This window comes from Listeria grayi DSM 20601 (assembly GCF_000148995.1).
Taxonomy (GTDB): domain Bacteria; phylum Bacillota; class Bacilli; order Lactobacillales; family Listeriaceae; genus Listeria; species Listeria grayi.
On record NZ_GL538352.1, the window covers coordinates 925,328 to 943,717 of the forward strand.

The following is an 18,390-nucleotide window of genomic DNA, read 5'->3' on the forward strand; positions in this document are numbered from 1 at the left end:
GGCCAGTCGATAAAAAGTCTTTTAATTCAAATTTTTGTGTAAATTTCGTTTTGCAGACAAAAAAGCTTGCAAATTTATTAGTAGTTGTTTTTATGACCTGGTAATAATTTTTGATTACCAATTCATTTTAAGCAAAAACAAATAAATTTGCAAGCGAAATCTTTTTATTTAACAGCGGTTTTGACTTTTCCCGCTTGGCTGATCATTTCTCTGGCGTGATTACGCGTCAATTCGGTTACTTCGATACCAGCGATCATTCTGCTGATCTCATCGATTTTTTCATTTTCTTCTAATATCTCTACTTTGGTAGATGTCCGATCGTTTTCCGTATGTTTTGTGATGTAATAATGATGGTCTGCCATTGCTGCTACTTGCGGCAAATGGGAGATACAAAGCACTTGCGACCCAATCGATACGCCGTAGATCTTTTCTGCGATTGCTTGTGCCACGCGGCCGCTCACACCTGTATCTACTTCATCGAATATGATCGAGGTGACACTTTGATGTTTGGAAAAAATCGTTTTCAGTGCCAACATCATGCGAGAAAGTTCTCCGCCTGAAGCAACTTTGGCAAGCGATTTGAGTGGTTCCCCCGGATTCGTAGTGATATAGAAAGCAATATGATCCTGACCAAGTGGTCCAAGTGTCTTCCCTTCCAAAAATTGAACTTGGAAAACTGCTTTTTCCATGTAAAGCTCTTTTAATTCGGCTTGAATCTGCTGTTCTAATTCCAGCGCAGCTTTTTTGCGGAGCACTGTCATTTCTTCTGCTTGCTGTTCCAAAGCCACTTTTTGTTTCGCAAGTTTTTCTTCCAATTGATCGATATGCGTTTCACTATTGGTGAGTTTTTCTAACTCGGTGCTGATCGTTTCTTCATATTGAATGATTGCTTCGATCGTTTTACCGTATTTTCGTTTCAACTGATTTAGTTCATTCAGCCGTACCTCGATCTGTTCCAATGTTCCCGGTTGATACTCGAGTTGATCTAGCGATTGACGGATCTGACTGGCTGCGTCTTCTAAAATATAGAAACTGGAAGAGACAGATTCCGTAAGTGCCTGATAATCGGTATTCAGATCGGCGACACTTTGCATTTGTTGCATCGCTTCGCCGATATATTCGATCCCGCCCGGTTCACCTAGTAAGGCATTATAAGCCCCTTGTAGGCTGTCATTGATTTTTTCAAAATTCATTAAGAGTGTCTTTTGTTCCAAAAGCTGATCTTCCTCTTCTAGAGTGAGTTCTGCATTTTGGATCTCTTCTTGCTGAAAATGGAGCATGTCGATGCGTCGCGCGATTTCCTGCTCATTTTTTGTCCAGTTTTGCCATTCTTTTTGTAAAGCTTGATAGTTTTCATAGGCTGTTTGGTAATTCTCCAGCCGCTTTGCTATTTTATTACCGATAAAACGGTCTAATAGTGGCAAATGATAATTTTCATCCATTAATTCTTGGTGTTCATGTTGGCTGTGGATGTCGAGCAGCCGTGATCCCAATTGACGTAAGAAAGTGGTAGTTACTAATTTACCATTGATTCGGCAAGTGTTTTTGCCACTTTTATGCAAACTTCTTTCTAAAATCACTTCATTGTCATTGAATTCAATACCATTTTCGTCCAATAGTTCTTTGCATGCTGTATTCGTTTCATGAAACGAGAACAATCCTTGCAGCTCCAAACGCTGCTCACCATGACGAATAAAATCGGCAGACCCACGCCCGCCGATCAAAAGTCCCAGTGCATCAAAAATAATCGATTTCCCTGCTCCTGTCTCCCCGGTTAGAACTGTCATGCCTTCTTCAAACGACAATGCAAGCGAGTCAATGATCGCAAAGTTTTTAATAGTTAATTCTTGAAGCACTTCTTTCACCTCCGCTTATTAAAGCATTTCAATAAAACGTTGTGCTACAATTTCCGCATCTTTTTCCGAACGGCAGATAATCAAACAAGTATCATCGCCGCATAGTGTGCCGACTTTTTCTTCCCATGCCAAGTTATCCATAAGTGCCCCAACGGAGTTGCCGTTGCCCGGCATTACTTTCATGATGATCATGAATTGGACGCGATCTACACTGATAAAGCAATCGATCAGTGCTCGTTTTAGTTTTTGCAACGGGTTGAAACGATTGTCAGCCGGCAAGCTGTATTTATAAACGCCATTCTGTGTAGGGACCTTTACTAAATGCAATTCTTTGATATCACGAGAAACCGTGGCTTGTGTCACTTGGATATCTCTGTCAAGCAACAACTGGACTAATTCTTCTTGTGTTTCGATCTCATTGGATGTAACTAATTCTCGAATAATGATATGACGATGACCTTTGTTCATTTTTCTCACCTCACGTGTATTTACTACCTATAGTTTATACGAAATAATGCATAAAGTCACGAAATAATTGCATTATTCCATTTTCAGCGCGAAATGAAAAACTTGATAGGTTATTTTTCCCTATCAAGTCTTTTTTTATTTATCCAACTGCTGATGCGCATTATCGATCAATGCTTTCAATTTTTCATCTGGAAATAGATTTTCTTCAACAGCTTCTTTTTCCCCTGTCCAGACTAAATGAGCAATAAATTCGATATTTCCTTCGCCTCCTGTGATTGGCGAGTAGTCAAGGCCTTTAAGTAGATATCCTTGTTCCCGCATGAAGCTGGTCATCTGTTTCAACACATCAAAGTGGACTTTGGGATCACGAATAATGCCTTTTTTACCGACTTGTTCTTTACCGGCTTCAAACTGAGGCTTGATAAGCGCCATCACATCTCCTCCGGGTACTAAACAGTCCCGTAATACAGGTAGGATCAGCCGCAAGGAAATAAAGGATACATCGATCGTTGCGAATTCTGCTAATCCTTCTGTAAAATCAGCAGGCTGTGTATGCCGAAAATTCGTTCTCTCCATAACGGTTACGCGCTCATCATTTCGCAATTTCCATGCTAGCTGATTGTAGCCGACGTCCAGTGCATAGGAATGAATCGCGCCGTTTTGCAGCGCACAATCCGTAAACCCTCCAGTCGAGGCACCGATATCAAGCATTTTTTTACCTTTTACATCAAAATCAAATACTTGCAGTGCTTTTTCAAGCTTCAAGCCACCGCGACTCACATATGGCAGCTGCTTGCCTTTTATTTGCAAGTTACTATCGACGGGGATTTTTTCACCTGGTTTGTCGACACGTTCTTCGCCATTATAAACGATTCCTGCCATAATTGCCCGTTTTGCTTTTTCTCTTGTTTCTGCGAGTCCTTGTTCTACCAACAGGATATCTACGCGTTCTTTTTTTATTGTCATTATAACTTCGCCCTTTTATGTTCGCTTTGCGCGAGTATTTCTTTTATTTTTGCTTGGATCGATGGAGCTGAGATCCCATAGTTTGTTAATACTTGTTCCACTGAACCTTGCTCAATGAATTTGTCCGGCAGACCGATCCGATTGATCTGCGAACGCGTATAGCCTGTTTGTTCTGCAAACTCCAATATAGCAGATCCGAAACCGCCTTGCAATAACGCCTCTTCGACAGTTAGGATCGGGATCTCTCGACTTAATAGGTCTGTCAGCATCTCCTCATCCACTGGTTTGATGAAGCGAGCATTGACCACTGCTACAGTAATACCTTCTACCTGTAATGCCATTGCCGCTTGAACGGCCATGGGAATCGTGGTACCGAATGTCAAGATCGCGAGCTGGATTTTTTCCGGCTGATGAATATATTCCCAACTGCCGATCAAAACACTTTCGCGCGGTTCTACCGGCACACCTTTCCCATTCCCACGCGGATAACGCAGGGCAAATGGTCCTTCTTCGTATTCATACGCCGTTTGGATCAATTTACCCGCTTCATTCTCATCTTTCGGCATTGCGATCACTAAATGAGGAATGCTCCTTAAAAAACTGATATCAAAAATACCTTGATGTGTTTCCCCATCTGCACCAACTAAACCAGCACGATCAATTCCGATCAATACATTTAGTTTTTGTCTGGCAATATCGTGGACGACTTGATCATAGGCACGCTGCAGAAAAGTAGAATAGATTGCCAAAAATGGTTTCATCCCTTGCGCAGCTAAACCGCCCGCCAGCGTTACCGCGTGTTGTTCTGCGATTCCAACATCAAAAAAACGGTCTGGAAATTCGGCTGCAAATTTTTCTAGTTTGGAGCCGACTGGCATTGCTGGCGTGATCGCAACGATCCGTTTGTCCGTTCGAGCGAGCTCAAGGACGTTCTCACTGACGATTTCGCTCCATGTCGGCGTATTTATCTCTTCGGAAATGAAATCTCCTGTATCGATCTTATATGGCCCCGTGCCATGCCAAGTTCCGCGTGTATCAGTTTCAGCTGGATGATAACCTTTTCCTTTTGTCGTGATAACATGCATCAGCACAGGTCCTTTCGTTTTTTTCGCGATTTCGAAGTTGGTGATCAGGTCATTCAAGTCATGACCATCGATTGGACCTAAATACGTAAAGCCCATTTCTTCAAAGAAAGTGCCCTGCACTAATAAATACTTCACGCTGTCTTTGATTCGCTCGGCAGTCGTTGCCAATCGATATTCCGCTGGCATTCGCTTCATAGCGGCTTCGATATCTTTTTTTGCATGTTTATATTTACCGGAAGTGCGTAATTTTCCAAGCACATTGTGAATGGCGCCTACATTTGGTGCGATCGACATATTGTTATCATTTAGAACGACGATCATGTTCGTGTTTAAATCACCGATATGATTCAGTGCTTCTAAAGCCATCCCACCAGTAAGCGCTCCGTCACCGATCACAGGCAGCACATAAAATGTTTCTCCCTTGATATCACGTGCGATCGCCATACCAGCTGCAGCAGAAAGCGACGTCGAACTATGACCGGTTTCCCAAATATCATGGTCTGATTCTTTCCGCTTGGGAAATCCATCCAATCCGTTATATTGACGAAGTTGGGTAAATTCCGGTGCCCGCCCCGTTAAAATCTTATGCACATACGATTGATGGCCGACATCCCAAATGAACGTATCTTTAGGGCTCTCAAACACATGGTGCATCGCGATCGTAAGTTCCACAACACCTAGATTTGGTCCGATATGTCCTCCCGTTTTGGAAGTAGTCTCAATCAAGAATCTCCTGATTTCTGCTGCTAATTCCTTCATTTCCGACTGATTCATCTTTTTTATAAAGGAAGGATCCTTGATTTGTAAAAGATCCACATTCATCACTCGCTTTCCTCTTATCCCAAGCAAAAATCAATGTAGTCATTATATCATCTAGTTGGGAAATAAACCAATCCTGTCTGGAAATGAAGACAATAAAAAAGCTGTAAACAAATTGTTTACAGCTTAATCTATATGGTTAAATCAAATTAGTTTTTTTGAACGTTAGCAGCTTGAGGTCCGCGTTGTCCTTCTTCTACGTCAAAAGAAACTGCTTGACCTTCGTCTAGAGATTTGAACCCGTCACCTTGGATAGCGCTGAAGTGTACGAATACATCGTCACCGTTTTCGCGTTCGATAAAACCAAAGCCTTTTTCTGCGTTAAACCATTTTACTGTACCTGTTTCCATTTAAAAATTCCTCCTCGTGTGTTTTGCACACAAAATATTAACTATTCTTGCTTAACGGCACGAGATGGAATGTATATAACAATCATATCTTTCACCTACAAAAATAATGTTAATGTAAATATACCACTAATCTTTCTACTTTGCAACCGCTTTTTAATTTTAAATGATAAAAAGGGAAATTAATGATCCCTTCCAGCAATCAAATCTGCCAGTTCAACCAAGTAATTACTTGTCAAAGAGAGTCCGCTAACTGCTTCTTTTGCACGAGAAACATGGTCGTTTAGAGCTTCCTGTGCGCCTACCAGCGTCAATAAGCCTGGATAAGTGCTTTTATGCATAATGGCGTCCATCCCAATCTTTTTACCGAGTTTCTGTTCGTCACCCACAACATCTAAGATATCATCGGCGATTTGGAAAGCAACTCCGATGTTGTCTGCATAAATATTCAATTTTTCGTATGTTTCTGCGTCGGCATTAGCAATGATCGCGCCTGCCAAAACTGCGCTTTTCAGCAAAGCTCCTGTTTTCTTACGGTGGATAGCAGCTAATTCTTCTAAGGTTACGGACCGATCTTCTGCTTCGATATCCGCTTGTTGACCCGCGACCATGCCTTCTGGACCGGCATGTTCCGCAAACAATTGGATCAGCTTCACACGACTTTCCGCAGGGAGCGCTTCTTCTTCTGATAAAAGTGAAAATGCAAGAGTCAACAGTCCATCTCCTGCGAGGATCGCCGTAGCGTCGCCAAACACTTTATGATTAGTTAATTTTCCTCTACGGTAGTCATCGTTATCCATAGCTGGAAGATCATCGTGGATCAGACTGTAGGTATGGATCATTTCTAAAGCCGCCGCTGTCTTTTTACCTTTTTCTAGCTCTGTTCTCAAGGAAATCAGTGTAGCGAACAGTAAAATCGGACGAATTCGTTTTCCGCCCGCTTCCAAAGAATACCGCATTGCTTTTTTCAATGTCGGCGTGATCACACGTGCATCAACTTCCGCGAGCAGCTGTTCATCAACGAGTTGTTTGCTTGTTTTTAAAAATTGCTCCAGTGGCTGCAAAACTATTCTCCTTCCACTTCAAAAGGTTTTTCTACGTCGTCATCGCCAACTACTTTTGCCATTTTTTCTTCTGCCGTTTGCAGTTTTGCTTGGCATAATTTCGTTAGTTCAATACCTTTTTGATACATATCTAAAGACTCTTCTAATGTTGCATTGCCGTTTTCAAGCGCTTCAACGATTGTTTCGAGTTCCTTCATTGCTTCTTCAAATGTTTGTTTTTTCTCTGCCATTAGTCTTCCTCCTTCGCTGTCACTTCTGCTTTTATTTGTCCGTCTTGCAATTTCAGCAAGAATGAATCGCCGACAGTCAGTTCTTTTGCAGAACGGATAACTTGGCCTTCTTTATACGGCAAAGCGTAGCCGCGTTTTATCAATGCTAGCGGACTTAGATGTTCCAGTGCTTGCACATGCCGGAAAAAGCTTTCCCGCTTGCGGTCGATCTGGGTACGAAGGGCGCGCTTCAGACTTTGTTCCCGCAGTTCTAGGCGTTCTCGCTCGGCGCGGATATCCTTTGCCAGCTCGACGTGTTCGATGCGATAAGCAAGCTGCTGCCAGTCTGTCCTCTTCTGCGTTACTTGTGTTCGCAAAGCGCGGACCAAGCGTTCCGAAAAATAATCGATCTTTTCCGCTTGCTGCTCCATTTGTCGTTTAGGGGTCAATAGCTTTAGCCTGTCTTGCAGACGTTTCATTTGGACTTCTTTCCGCTCGACCACACGATTCATTTGGTTCACTAATCGGTAATGGCGTTCCAGGAGTCTTTCTTTCAGATCACGCTGATCCGGAACGGCTAGTTCTGCCGCTGCAGTTGGAGTAGCGGCTCGGACGTCAGCTGCGAAATCTGTTAAGGCAAAGTCTGTTTCATGACCGACTGCCGAAATAATCGGGATATCAGAATGATAGACAGCTCGGACGACGGGTTCTTCATTAAAAGCCCATAATTCTTCCAATGAACCACCGCCTCGACCCGTAATAATCACATCAATGTCATTACGTTGATTGATTCGCTCAATATTTGCGACAATCGTCTTTCCTGCGTGGTCGCCTTGAACAACGGTTGGATAAACCAAAATCTGCGTGGTCGGCATGCGTCTTTGGATCGTCGTGATAACATCCCGAATCGCTGCGCCAGTCCGGCTAGTAACAACCGCGACTTTTGCCGGAAAAAGGGGCAGCGGTTTTTTATGACTATCCGCAAACAGTCCTTCCTCAGTAAGCTTGCTTTTCAACTGTTCTAATTTCACATATAAAGCACCAACGCCATCCGGCTCCATTTCTTCTGCATAGAACTGATAGCGTCCAGCTTTTGTAAAGACGTTCACACGACCTTGTAAGCGTATATTCATACCGTCTTCAGGATCAAATCCAAGCTTTGCTACCGATTTAGCAAACATCACGCAGCGAATCATTGCTAAATCATCTTTGACGGTAAAGTAAATGTGTCCGCTTGCCGGTTTCTTTAAATTCGAGATTTCCCCTTTGACATATACATGCTTTAAATACGGATCCGCATCGAATTTGCGCTCGATATATTTCGTCAGTGCAATGACGCTTAAATATTTATCTTGTTCCATTTGCTCACTTCCAGTTAGTTTGTTTTTTCCCAGATCTGTTTGGCCGCCCGCAGTGTATTTGCTAACAACATCGTGATCGTCATTGGACCTACGCCGCCTGGAACAGGAGTGATATAGCCTGCTTTACTAACAACGTCATCGTAATCCACATCGCCGCACAGCTTATTATTCTCATCGCGGTCCATTCCGACGTCGATCACGATCGAACCTTCTTTGACTGCTTCTTTTTTAATAAACTTCGCGATCCCGATCGCTACAACCAAAATATCAGCTTCACTGGCTACTTTTTCCAGGTCACGCGTACGACTGTGCGCGATCGTAACCGTGGCATTTTCTTGTAAAAGTAGTTGCGCAACTGGTTTTCCAACGATATTACTTCTACCGATCACGACCGCTTTTTTTCCTTCGATCGATTCGCCCGTGGATTTAATAAGTTCGATGATCCCAGCTGGCGTGCATGGGAGGAAAGTTGGTTTTCCGATAAAAAGGTTACCGACACTAAGCGGATGGAAGCCATCCACATCTTTTTCACTGCTGATCGTGTCGATGACTTTATCTTCAGAGATATGTTTAGGGAGCGGCAATTGAACTAAAATGCCATGGATCGTATCATCGTGATTCAGTGTTTCTACGGTTTCCAACAATTCTTTTTCAGATACCGTCTCTGGCAATTCGATCAAGACAGATTTCATTCCGACTGCTTCTGTTCGCTTTTGTTTGTTACGAACATATGTACGAGACGCTTGATTATCGCCTACTAAAACTACTGCTAGGCCTGGTTGTTTTCCTCGTTCTTTTAAAACTGCTACGTCTTTTTCTATTTTCGCTTGGATCTCCGCTGCAATTTTTTTACCGTCGATTACTTTTCCCATTTACCAAAATGCCCCCTTGAAAAGTAAAAAACTGGGAAACCCACTCCACGAATCACTCGTATTTGGCTGTTTCCCAGAATATTTTTACTTCAAATAGTTTATTTGTCATCGCTCTCTTGCACGATATTTGCCAAAACACCATTAATAAATTTACTAGACTTTTCATCACTATATACTTTTGAGATCTCGATCGCTTCGTTCAAACTAACGCGATCAGGTATATCTTCACAATACTTCATTTCAAAGACGCTTAGACGCAAGATAGAAAGATCCACCTTGTTTAAGCGGTCTTTCCGCCAGTTGTCCAAATGCGCTTCGATCGCCGTGTCGATATCCGCTTTATGCGTATCTACACCGCTAACGAGTTTTTTGACATAGTCATCCTGTTCTTCTGGCATTACATTACTGACAGCCTGTTCAAATGACATTTCATTCAATTCCATTTGAAATAGCGCTTGAAGTGCTACCTCTCGGGCTTCTCTTCTTTTCATTCCTTGTTCTCCTTTATGCTACAAATTAAAATCGTCAAGTGAGAAGGTTTCCGTTTTATCGAACTCGATCCCTACGATATGCACATTTACTTCTGCTACTTGGAGGCCCGTTGTGTGGTAAAGTGTTTCTCTGACTGCATCTTGAATGTTTTGCGCCACAAGCGGAATAGAAGCGCCAAAGGCAATCGTACAATATAGTTCGATCGCAATGCCTTCTTCTGTAATAACTACTTTCACACCCTTACGATGGTTGACACTGCCAAACCGTTCGCGGACTTCTGTTGCAAATCCGCCTTGCATGGATGCTACGCTTTCTACTTCACTGGCTGCAAGTCCCGCGATCACACCGATAACTTCCGGCGCGATCTCGATTTTCCCCAGCGATACTTCTTCTGATGTATCTTTCCAATTGCTCTTTTCAGACATATTATCCCTCCTTAGATAAACTACTCAAGACGTCGTTTTCTTCTAAGAATTTTGTATTGAAGTCTCCAGATAGGAAAACATCATTGTTCAGCACGTTCATATGGAAAGGAATCGTAGACGGAATACCGTCGATCGCAAATTCCGAAAGTGCTCGTTTCATTTTTTGGATTGCTTCTTCTCGTGTTTCACCATAACAGATCAACTTAGCGATCATTGAATCATAAAATGGCGGTATCTTGTAATTCGGATAAGCGGCAGAGTCAACGCGAACTCCTGGGCCGCCCGGTGCTAGATAAAATTTGATTTCTCCTGGTGCTGGCATGAAATTCTTCGCCGGATTTTCAGCATTGATCCGACATTCCATTGCCCAACCCTTCATCACGATATCTTCTTGCTTTAGCTCCAATTTCTCATTAGAGGCAACTAAAAATTGTTGTTTGATCAAATCCACACCAGTAACCAGTTCCGTCACCGGATGTTCTACTTGGATACGTGTGTTCATCTCCATGAAATAGAATTTATGCTCATGATGATCATAAATGAATTCAATCGTCCCCGCACCCGAATAATCAACAGCTTTGGCAGCTTTTACCGCTGCTTTCCCCATTTTTTGACGCATTTTTTCGTCGATTGCCGGAGAAGGGCTCTCTTCGATCAATTTTTGCAAACGTCGCTGTACGGAACAATCACGTTCTCCTAAGTGGATCACATTGCCATGATTGTCAGCAAGTACTTGGATCTCCACGTGGCGGAAATCTTGGATATATTTTTCGATATAAACACCTGGATCACCAAAAGCCGCTTCTGCTTCTTGCTGAGTCATTTGAATCCCGGATACCAATTTTTCTTCGTCTTCTGCAACACGAATCCCTTTACCGCCGCCACCTGCAGTCGCTTTGATGATAACCGGATAACCGATTTTCTTCGCGATTTTTTTACCATCTTCGACCGTTGCAATGATTCCTTGAGAACCAGGAACGATCGGAACACCTGCTTTTCGCATTGTTTCGCGGGCTACATCTTTCGTTCCCATTTGCGCGATTGCTGCTGCACTTGGTCCGATAAATGTGATATTGCAGTCTTCGCATAGTTCAGCAAAATCCGGATTTTCTGATAAAAATCCGTATCCCGGATGAACAGCGTCACAATTGGTCAAAACTGCGACACTAATGATATTAGACATATTTAAATAACTTTCTTTCGACGAAACAGGCCCTACGCAATATGCTTCATCAGCAAGTTGAATATGTAACGCTTCTTTATCTGCTTCCGAATAAATCGCAACTGTCTCAATTCCCATTTCTTTCGCAGCACGAATAATACGGACAGCGATTTCGCCGCGATTCGCTACCAGCACTTTTTTAATCATGTTCACTACTCCTTATTTTTTTCTTACTTTAAATAACGGTTGGCCAAATTCCACCAATTCTCCGTTTGTTACTAATACTTCTGCAATCTCGCCATCGATATCTGCTGTGATATCATTGAACAGTTTCATTGCTTCAATAATACATACGATCGAATCATTTGCTACTTTTGAACCAGGATTGACAAAAGGTGCATCTTCCGGAGTTCTAGACGCATAAAAAGTCCCTACCATTGGTGAAGTAATGACTTCTAAATTTTCCGATTCTGCGGCAGGCGTTTCTTCAACGGCAGCCTGTCTTGGTGCTGTTGTCTGCGGCGTCGGGGCAGCTGGAGCGGCAACTGGTGCGCTACTAACGACCTCTGTCACTTCTTTGTTTTTCTTTAATTTAAGTTTTGTATCTTTTACCTCTAATTCTAATTCGTCTAGTTTTGATGCATCCACTAGCTCGATCAGTTGTTTGATTTCTTCAATAGAAAGCATTTTTATTTTACACTCCTTCAACCATTTTAAAAAAATATATAGTAATGCATGATGTAATTGTATCACACTTTCCAATCAAAAGGGAAAGAGGATACCCCTGCTTTGCACAAAAAAACAGAAGCACTTGTTTAATAATAAACAAGCACTTCGGTGTCTTATTTTAAGCTCTGGAAACGTAAGATCCTTCGACGGTGTTAATGATCAGTTTGTCACCTTCGTTAACGAAAAATGGTACTTGTACCACTAAACCAGTTTCTAAAGTTGCAGGCTTGGAACCACCAGAAGAAGTATCTCCCTTGATTCCAGGTTCGGTTGCTGTTACTTCAAGCACGACGGTATTCGGAAGATCTACACCAATCGTTTCGCCTTGATACATCATAATCGATAATTCCATATTTTCTTTCAAATATTTCAATTCATATTCGATTTGACTAGCTGGCAACTCGATTTGCTCATAGCTTTCGTTATCCATGAACACGTGGTTATCGCCATCTGCATAAAGATATTGCATTTTACGGTTGTCGATTTGCGCTTTTGCTACTTTTTCGCCACCACGGAATGTTTTTTCTTGGATCGCACCAGTACGTAAATTACGAAGTTTTGAACGAACGAATGCCGCGCCTTTACCTGGTTTTACATGTTGAAAATCTAAAACACGCCAAATACCATTATCTACTTCAATAGTAAGACCTGTACGAAAGTCATTTACTGAAATCATATTATTCCTCCTGTAATCCATTTTTCACGGATACTTTTTCTAGAATTCCAATATTCCTTTTATATTTAACCATAAAAACAGCCAACTTACAAAGGAATTTTATAAAATAATCAATTCTTTCGGCGCTTTTGTCAATACTTCATTGCCGGATTCGGTGATCAAAAGGTCATCCTCGATCCGAACCCCGCCGATCCCTGGTAAATAGATTCCCGGTTCGTCCGTTACGACATTCCCAGGACGAAGTGCAGCCGGACTTTTCACAGATAGATTAGGTCCTTCATGGATTTCAAGACCAATACCGTGTCCAAGCGAGTGACCGAATGCTTCACCATATCCGTGAGCAGCGATATGATCCCGCGCGATCTTGTCGGCTTGGATCCCTGTCATGCCAGGCTTCAATTCTTTGATCACTTTCAATTGTGCCTCTAATGTCACTTGATAGATTTCTTTCAGTTTCTCGCTAGGCTCTCCAAGTGCGACCGTACGCGTCATATCCGAGCAGTAGCCATCATAATAACAACCATAGTCCATGGTGATAAAGTCGCCTTTTTCCAATACTTTTTCAGAAGCAACGCCATGTGGTAGAGCTGAACGAAGCCCAGAAGCTACGATCGTATCAAAAGAAGAAGAAGTTGCTCCTTGTCTGCGCATAAAGAATTCTAATTCATTAGAAACCTCTAATTCCGTGATCCCCGGTTTAATGAAAGTAAGAATATGCGCAAATGCCGCATCCGCGATTTCACAAGCTTTACGAATCGCTTGAAGTTCCTCTTCCGATTTGAAATGGCGCATTTCTTCAAAGAACCCAGCGATCGGTTCTAATTTCGCTTGGATCTGCTTTTCTAATTGATGGAATTCAGCAACAGTCACATACGCTTCTTCAAAAGCTAGGCGCGAGACCCCATCTTTTTCAAGCAGTTGGTTTACGGTTTCATAAATCGGGCCTACATGACGCACCACTTCATACCCTTGTGCTTGCTTAGCAGCTTGCTCCGTATAACGGAAATCAGTAACAAAATATGCTTTATTCGGCAGAATTAACGCTACACCACTTGTTCCTGTAAAACCGGAAACATATCTCCGATTATATTCACTCGTTACTAAAACAGCTTCAATATGCTTAGCCTGAAGCTCCGTTTGGATTTTTTCTAATTTTGACATTTATTCTACCTCACAGTCTATAGATAACTTTATTTAGCCCAATGGCTCATCCACTTTATTTTAACACAATTTTTTGAAAATAACTGATATGAAATGTTTTTTGTGTACGAAATCGCTCTTTTAGCGTAAAATGTAAAGTAGAAATTTAGAAGGCTGGTGTGAAAATTTGGTAAATAATAGACAGGCCACTTATGGCGGTCAAGCAGTAGTTGAAGGCGTCATGTTTGGCGGCAAAAAGCAAACAGTTACTGCGATCCGTAAAAAAGATGGCTCTTTAGAATATTATTATTTGGAAAAAACCTCCCCTACTTGGGTAACACGACTAAAACGCATTCCTTTCCTACGCGGGATCGTTGCACTCGTGGAGTCGAGCGCGATTGGTTCGAAACATCTTTCCTTTGCTACGGATCATTATGCCGAAGAAGAGGAGGAGGAAGCACCGAAAGAAGAAAAGAAGGAATCTAAACTAGCCATGTGGCTTGGAGTTGCCGTTATTGGAATCATCTCATTTATTTTTGCGAAGTTTGCAATGACGCTCATCCCGGTTTTTCTAGCTGAACTGTTTCGTCCTCTCTTGCCGGGCGATGTAGCCCAAGTATTGCTGGAAAGCGCCTTTAAATTAACGTTACTGTTAGTATATATTTATGCCATCTCGCAAACACCACTCATTAAACGTGTTTTTCAATATCATGGCTCCGAGCATAAAGTAATCAACTGTTACGAAGCAAACGAACCTTTAACAGTCGCCAATGTTCAAAAGCAATCACGCCTGCATTATCGTTGCGGCAGCAGTTTTATTTTATTCACTGTTCTTGTCGGTATGTTTATTTACCTACTTGTCCCTACTGATCCATTCTGGCTCAGAATCGTCGACCGGATCTTGCTGATCCCAGTGGTACTCGGCGTTAGCTTTGAAGTTTTGCAACTAACAAATAAATGCCGCAATATTCCTGTACTGCGCTTTCTCGGTTATCCAGGATTATGGCTGCAGCTGCTGACCACAAAAGAGCCTGACGATAGCCAAGTGGAAGTTGCCATTGCATCTTTCCAAGAACTGCTTCGCGTGGAAAAAGAAGGCGTTCCTGTAAAAAGCACCGAAAAACTCCCTGAGAACCTAGAACTGTTAGATTAGGAGGCTAATTTTGAAACGTACACCACTTATTATCATCATTCTTTTAGCATTAGTTGTGATCGGGATTTTTCTAAATGGCATTTCTAGTTTTTTACTATTTCTTTTGGAGATTCTTTTTGTGGCGGTTATTTTGACCAGCATCTTCTGGTTTTTCTTTATCCGAAAAGGACCGGATCCCGCCTATCGAAAAGCTCTGAAACAACAGAAGAAAAAACAAAAACAACAAACAAAAGCGAAAAAAAAGAAATCTCCTTTCAAAGTTATTGAAGGTGGGAAAAAATAAGGTATAATAGAAACGAATGTTTATAGAAAGAAAGGGGTATACTACTTTGGCTAGTTGGATAATCGCTGTCCTTATTTTGCTTGTTCTACTTGGTTATGAAACCTATCAATTCATCATGCGTAGAAAAGCATTAAAGGTATTGAACGAAGAAAAATTTAAAGAAGGATATCGCAAGGCACAATTGATTGATGTACGTGAACCTAATGAGTTCAACGCCGGTCACATTCTTGGAGCAAGAAACATCCCGGTGACACAATTAAAACAACGCACAAGCGAGATTCGCAAAGATCAACCTGTATATTTATATTGCCAAAGCGCTCAACGGAGCACTCGAGCAGCAGTCATGCTTTACCGTCGCGGCTACCACGAGATTTATCAATTAAAAGGCGGCTACAAAAAATGGACAGGCAAGACTAAAAAGAAATAAAGCAAACACCAGCTTAATCAGCTGGTGTTTTTTATACCCTTTTAAGATTTTTGATAACGTAAAATCGGTTTTCGCGCCGCCCTCGTCTCATCTAGCCGTTTGACATAAGTATCGTATGGCGCATCTTGGACGATTTCCGGATTCTCTTCCGCTTCTTTCGCTATCTTGAGCATCGTTTCGATAAAACGATCAAGTGTTTCTTTCGACTCAGTTTCTGTTGGCTCGATCATGATTGCCTCTCCGACGATCAGCGGGAAATAAACCGTTGGCGGATGGAAATTATGATCTAATAAGCGCTTGGCAATATCAACCGTTCGCACGCCAAGCTCTTTTTGTCTGTTTCCGCTGAGCACAAACTCATGTTTACAGATCTGATTAAATGGCAAGTCATAAGCTTCTTCTAAGCGTCTCATCATGTAATTAGCATTCAGCACCGCATATTCTGTGACTTTCTTCAATCCATCCGATCCCATGGAACGAATATACGTATAAGCACGCACATTGATGCCAAAATTACCATAGAACGGCTTAACTCTTCCAATGGATTGCGGGTAATTATAATCAAAGGTATAACCTATATCGGTTTGTTTCAATACCGGAGTCGGCAAAAACGGTAGTAAATCCTTTTTCACGCCAATCGGTCCAGAACCTGGTCCCCCACCTCCGTGTGGTCCAGTAAAGGTTTTATGCAGATTCAAATGGACAACATCAAATCCCATATCCCCAGGACGAACTTTCGCCATGATCGCATTCAGATTAGCGCCATCATAATATAGCTTTCCGCCAGCTTCATGAACGATTTTTGCGATTTCTACTATGTCCTTTTCAAACAATCCTAACGTATTTGGGTTGGTCAACATGAGTGCTGCAGTATCTTCACCCACTACTTGTTTCAAATCTTCTACATCTACTAGTCCTTTTTCATTTGATTTCACTGTTACAACTTCAAATCCTGCCACGGTTGCGGATGCTGGATTAGTTCCATGTGCCGAATCCGGAATGATCACCTTTGTTCGTTTGGTGTCTTCGTTAGCTTCATGAAATGCTCGGATCAGCATTAATCCCGTCCATTCTCCATGTGCTCCGGCAGCGGGCTGCAAGGTCACTTCATCCATTCCCGTTATTTCTCTCAGGCTTGTTTGTAGATCAAACATCAATTCCATGGCACCTTGGACTGTTTCTTCAGGCTGATGAGGATGAATGTGTGCAAATCCAGGAAAACGTGCCACTTTCTCATTGATTTTCGGATTGTATTTCATGGTACAGGAGCCTAGCGGATAAAAGCCTGAGTCCACCCCAAAATTATGATTGGAAAGATTCGTATAATGTCTCATAATGTCGAGCTCGCTAAGTTCCGGCAAGTCTGCAGGATCATTGCGAATATAAGCCGCATCGACCACACTACTCAAGTCGATCTCTGGAACATCACTTTCTGGCAAACTAAACCCGATTCGTCCTGCAACAGAACGTTCAAATACTAATGGCATTACTTCTTCTTTATTCATTTGAACCCCTCCAAACTAGCCACAAATTCATCTATTTCTTCTTTTGTACGCATTTCGGTCACTGCAACTAGCATATGATGATCATATTTGGCATTGTCGCGGCCTAAATCATAGCCACCAATAATATCGTGGTGAACGAGTTCTTTATTGATCTCAGAAATCGGTTTTGCCAGTCGAACCACAAACTCATTGAAAAAGCTATCAGCAAATAAAACCTCAAAACCGCTTTCTTTGAATTTATTTTTTGCATAATGCGCTTTATCCAGATTTTGCTTCGCCATTTGCTGTAAACCACTTTTACCTAATGCTACCATTGCTACGGAGGAAGCAAGTGCGTTTAAAGCCTGATTGGAGCAGATATTGGAAGTTGCTTTATCTCTACGGATATGTTGTTCCCGAGCCTGTAACGTCAGCACATATCCCCTTTTCCCATTTTCATCTACTGTTTCACCTACTAATCTGCCAGGTACCTTGCGCATCAGTTTGGAAGTAACTGCAAAATAACCACAATGTGGTCCACCAAAGGATTCAGGGATACCGAACACCTGCGTGTCTCCTGCTACAATATCAGCACCTAATGCTCCTGGAGGCGTCAAAATCCCTAAAGCCAGCGGGTTGGAAGCTACGATAAAGAGGCTTTTGTTTGCATGGATAATTTTTTCCACTTTTGCTAACGGTTCTATCTGTCCATAAAAATTAGGATACCCCAAAACTACCCCTGCTACTTCGTCAGATATTGCTGACTCAAGGGCACTTATATCTGTAAGTCCGTCTTTTTCAGGTATTTCCTCAACACGGATGTGCTGGCCTTTCGCATAGGTCTTAATGACGTTTTTAGTTTCGGGATGTAGGGTAGCGGCAACTAATATCTTGTTCCGCTTGGTATGACCTGCTGCCAGCATAGCCGCTTCTGCCAATGCTGTTCCGCCATCATACATAGAAGAATTTGCTAAATCCATACCTGTCAATTCTGCAATCATCGTTTGAAACTCAAAAATCGCCTGTAATTCACCTTGCGAGATCTCTGGTTGATAAGGAGTATAAGCCGTATAAAACTCGGATCTTGAAATCACATGATCAACTATCGTTGGGATATAGTGATTATAGACACCCGCACCTAGAAACGATGTCGCCTCGAGGGTGTTTACATTTTTAGCAGCTAATTTCGTCAATTCTTTTAATAACGCCGGTTCTGATTTAGCCGGCTGCAAATCAAATTCGCGATCGAAGCGGATGGAACTCGGAATATCCGCAAATAATTCCTCTATCGAATCAATACCGATCGTTGCCATCATCTCTTTTTGATCCGCTTCAGTCATTGGTAAATAACGATGTACACTCATTTTTATCC

Annotated in this window: 20 protein-coding genes; 3 read left to right on the forward strand and 17 right to left on the reverse strand. The window is 42.2% G+C overall.

Features of this window, described 5'->3' with window-relative positions:
• Positions 1-164: 164 nt before the first annotated feature.
• The 15 genes from recN to HMPREF0556_RS04700 all read right to left on the reverse strand — a co-directional run bounded on the left by recN (position 165) and on the right by HMPREF0556_RS04700 (position 13,692).
• On the reverse strand, positions 165-1,856 hold the full coding sequence (recN, locus tag HMPREF0556_RS04630) for a DNA repair protein RecN (RefSeq protein ID WP_040486477.1): 1,692 nt from the start codon (positions 1,854-1,856) through the stop codon (positions 165-167).
• Positions 1,857-1,874: 18 nt separating this feature from the next.
• Positions 1,875-2,324 (reverse strand): transcriptional regulator AhrC/ArgR, encoded by a 450-nt coding sequence (gene ahrC / locus HMPREF0556_RS04635; RefSeq protein ID WP_003756015.1) that lies wholly within the window; start codon positions 2,322-2,324, stop codon positions 1,875-1,877.
• Positions 2,325-2,459: 135 nt separating this feature from the next.
• Positions 2,460-3,290 (reverse strand): TlyA family RNA methyltransferase, encoded by an 831-nt coding sequence (locus tag HMPREF0556_RS04640; protein WP_003756016.1) that lies wholly within the window; start codon positions 3,288-3,290, stop codon positions 2,460-2,462.
• Positions 3,290-5,197: a 1-deoxy-D-xylulose-5-phosphate synthase gene (gene dxs / locus HMPREF0556_RS04645; protein WP_003756018.1), complete on the reverse strand. Its 1,908-nt coding sequence runs from the start codon at positions 5,195-5,197 to the stop codon at positions 3,290-3,292. The genes HMPREF0556_RS04640 and dxs overlap by 1 nt, the downstream gene beginning before the upstream one ends.
• A gap of 146 nt (positions 5,198-5,343) precedes the next feature.
• Positions 5,344-5,544: a cold-shock protein gene (locus HMPREF0556_RS04650; protein ID WP_003756020.1), complete on the reverse strand. Its 201-nt coding sequence runs from the start codon at positions 5,542-5,544 to the stop codon at positions 5,344-5,346.
• Positions 5,545-5,723: 179 nt separating this feature from the next.
• Entirely contained in the window at positions 5,724-6,605 is an 882-nt protein-coding gene (locus HMPREF0556_RS04655; RefSeq protein WP_003756021.1) for a polyprenyl synthetase family protein, read from the reverse strand.
• 2 nt (positions 6,606-6,607) lie between these two features.
• Positions 6,608-6,835, reverse strand: coding sequence for an exodeoxyribonuclease VII small subunit (gene xseB / locus HMPREF0556_RS04660; protein WP_003756023.1), 228 nt, complete (start codon positions 6,833-6,835; stop codon positions 6,608-6,610).
• Positions 6,835-8,175 (reverse strand): exodeoxyribonuclease VII large subunit, encoded by a 1,341-nt coding sequence (gene xseA / locus HMPREF0556_RS04665; RefSeq protein WP_003756025.1) that lies wholly within the window; start codon positions 8,173-8,175, stop codon positions 6,835-6,837. The genes xseB and xseA overlap by 1 nt, the downstream gene beginning before the upstream one ends.
• Before the next feature lie 14 nt (positions 8,176-8,189).
• The gene (gene folD, locus HMPREF0556_RS04670) at positions 8,190-9,047 is read right to left on the reverse strand and encodes a bifunctional methylenetetrahydrofolate dehydrogenase/methenyltetrahydrofolate cyclohydrolase FolD (RefSeq protein ID WP_003756027.1); all 858 of its coding nucleotides are present in this window, start codon (positions 9,045-9,047) and stop codon (positions 8,190-8,192) included.
• A gap of 98 nt (positions 9,048-9,145) precedes the next feature.
• Complete coding sequence (nusB, locus tag HMPREF0556_RS04675) at positions 9,146-9,538, reverse strand: transcription antitermination factor NusB (RefSeq protein ID WP_003756031.1); 393 nt, start codon at positions 9,536-9,538, stop codon at positions 9,146-9,148.
• A gap of 18 nt (positions 9,539-9,556) precedes the next feature.
• On the reverse strand, positions 9,557-9,964 hold the full coding sequence (locus HMPREF0556_RS04680; RefSeq protein WP_003756033.1) for an Asp23/Gls24 family envelope stress response protein: 408 nt from the start codon (positions 9,962-9,964) through the stop codon (positions 9,557-9,559).
• 1 nt (position 9,965) lies between these two features.
• Positions 9,966-11,333, reverse strand: coding sequence for an acetyl-CoA carboxylase biotin carboxylase subunit (gene accC, locus HMPREF0556_RS04685; RefSeq protein ID WP_003756035.1), 1,368 nt, complete (start codon positions 11,331-11,333; stop codon positions 9,966-9,968).
• 12 nt (positions 11,334-11,345) lie between these two features.
• Positions 11,346-11,813 (reverse strand): acetyl-CoA carboxylase biotin carboxyl carrier protein, encoded by a 468-nt coding sequence (accB, locus tag HMPREF0556_RS04690; protein ID WP_003756037.1) that lies wholly within the window; start codon positions 11,811-11,813, stop codon positions 11,346-11,348.
• 160 nt (positions 11,814-11,973) lie between these two features.
• Positions 11,974-12,531, reverse strand: coding sequence for an elongation factor P (gene efp, locus HMPREF0556_RS04695; RefSeq protein WP_036104245.1), 558 nt, complete (start codon positions 12,529-12,531; stop codon positions 11,974-11,976).
• Positions 12,532-12,630: 99 nt separating this feature from the next.
• Positions 12,631-13,692, reverse strand: a complete 1,062-nt coding sequence (locus HMPREF0556_RS04700; protein ID WP_003756040.1) for a M24 family metallopeptidase — start codon at positions 13,690-13,692, stop codon at positions 12,631-12,633.
• Between the two features lie 220 nt (positions 13,693-13,912).
• On the opposite strand from HMPREF0556_RS04700, the gene HMPREF0556_RS04705 reads away from it, so the two are divergent.
• From HMPREF0556_RS04705 to HMPREF0556_RS04715, 3 genes are read left to right on the forward strand one after another with little or no spacing between them, the layout of a single operon-like run.
• Positions 13,913-14,824, forward strand: coding sequence for a DUF1385 domain-containing protein (locus HMPREF0556_RS04705; protein ID WP_050777008.1), 912 nt, complete (start codon positions 13,913-13,915; stop codon positions 14,822-14,824).
• Positions 14,825-14,834: 10 nt separating this feature from the next.
• Positions 14,835-15,107: a hypothetical protein gene (locus HMPREF0556_RS04710; RefSeq protein ID WP_003756043.1), complete on the forward strand. Its 273-nt coding sequence runs from the start codon at positions 14,835-14,837 to the stop codon at positions 15,105-15,107.
• A 46-nt stretch (positions 15,108-15,153) separates the two neighbouring features.
• Entirely contained in the window at positions 15,154-15,534 is a 381-nt protein-coding gene (locus HMPREF0556_RS04715; protein WP_040486478.1) for a rhodanese-like domain-containing protein, read from the forward strand.
• 41 nt (positions 15,535-15,575) lie between these two features.
• Here HMPREF0556_RS04715 and gcvPB read toward each other — a convergent pair whose 3' ends face one another.
• Entirely contained in the window at positions 15,576-17,039 is a 1,464-nt protein-coding gene (gcvPB, locus tag HMPREF0556_RS04720) for an aminomethyl-transferring glycine dehydrogenase subunit GcvPB (protein ID WP_003756048.1), read from the reverse strand.
• Positions 17,036-18,382 carry an aminomethyl-transferring glycine dehydrogenase subunit GcvPA gene (gcvPA, locus tag HMPREF0556_RS04725; RefSeq protein WP_003756051.1) on the reverse strand — a complete coding sequence of 449 codons (1,347 nt, stop codon included), beginning with the start codon at positions 18,380-18,382 and terminating at the stop codon, positions 17,036-17,038. The genes gcvPB and gcvPA overlap by 4 nt, the downstream gene beginning before the upstream one ends.
• Positions 18,383-18,390: the final 8 nt, after the last annotated feature.

Bases quoted from the DNA above. Each gene is read 5' to 3' on its own strand.
- ahrC (WP_003756015.1), bottom strand. From the start codon at position 2,324: ATGAACAAAGGTCATCGTCATATCATTATTCGAGAATTAGTTACATCC.
- HMPREF0556_RS04640 (WP_003756016.1), bottom strand. From the start codon at position 3,290: ATGACAATAAAAAAAGAACGCGTAGATATCCTGTTGGTAGAACAAGGA.
- dxs (WP_003756018.1), bottom strand. From the start codon at position 5,197: ATGAATGTGGATCTTTTACAAATCAAGGATCCTTCCTTTATAAAAAAG.
- HMPREF0556_RS04650 (WP_003756020.1), bottom strand. From the start codon at position 5,544: ATGGAAACAGGTACAGTAAAATGGTTTAACGCAGAAAAAGGCTTTGGT.
- xseB (WP_003756023.1), bottom strand. From the start codon at position 6,835: ATGGCAGAGAAAAAACAAACATTTGAAGAAGCAATGAAGGAACTCGAA.
- xseA (WP_003756025.1), bottom strand. From the start codon at position 8,175: ATGGAACAAGATAAATATTTAAGCGTCATTGCACTGACGAAATATATC.
- folD (WP_003756027.1), bottom strand. From the start codon at position 9,047: ATGGGAAAAGTAATCGACGGTAAAAAAATTGCAGCGGAGATCCAAGCG.
- nusB (WP_003756031.1), bottom strand. From the start codon at position 9,538: ATGAAAAGAAGAGAAGCCCGAGAGGTAGCACTTCAAGCGCTATTTCAA.
- HMPREF0556_RS04680 (WP_003756033.1), bottom strand. From the start codon at position 9,964: ATGTCTGAAAAGAGCAATTGGAAAGATACATCAGAAGAAGTATCGCTG.
- accC (WP_003756035.1), bottom strand. From the start codon at position 11,333: ATGATTAAAAAAGTGCTGGTAGCGAATCGCGGCGAAATCGCTGTCCGT.
- accB (WP_003756037.1), bottom strand. From the start codon at position 11,813: ATGCTTTCTATTGAAGAAATCAAACAACTGATCGAGCTAGTGGATGCA.
- efp (WP_036104245.1), bottom strand. From the start codon at position 12,531: ATGATTTCAGTAAATGACTTTCGTACAGGTCTTACTATTGAAGTAGAT.
- HMPREF0556_RS04700 (WP_003756040.1), bottom strand. From the start codon at position 13,692: ATGTCAAAATTAGAAAAAATCCAAACGGAGCTTCAGGCTAAGCATATT.
- HMPREF0556_RS04705 (WP_050777008.1), top strand. From the start codon at position 13,913: ATGTTTGGCGGCAAAAAGCAAACAGTTACTGCGATCCGTAAAAAAGAT.
- gcvPB (WP_003756048.1), bottom strand. From the start codon at position 17,039: ATGAATAAAGAAGAAGTAATGCCATTAGTATTTGAACGTTCTGTTGCA.
- gcvPA (WP_003756051.1), bottom strand. From the start codon at position 18,382: ATGAGTGTACATCGTTATTTACCAATGACTGAAGCGGATCAAAAAGAG.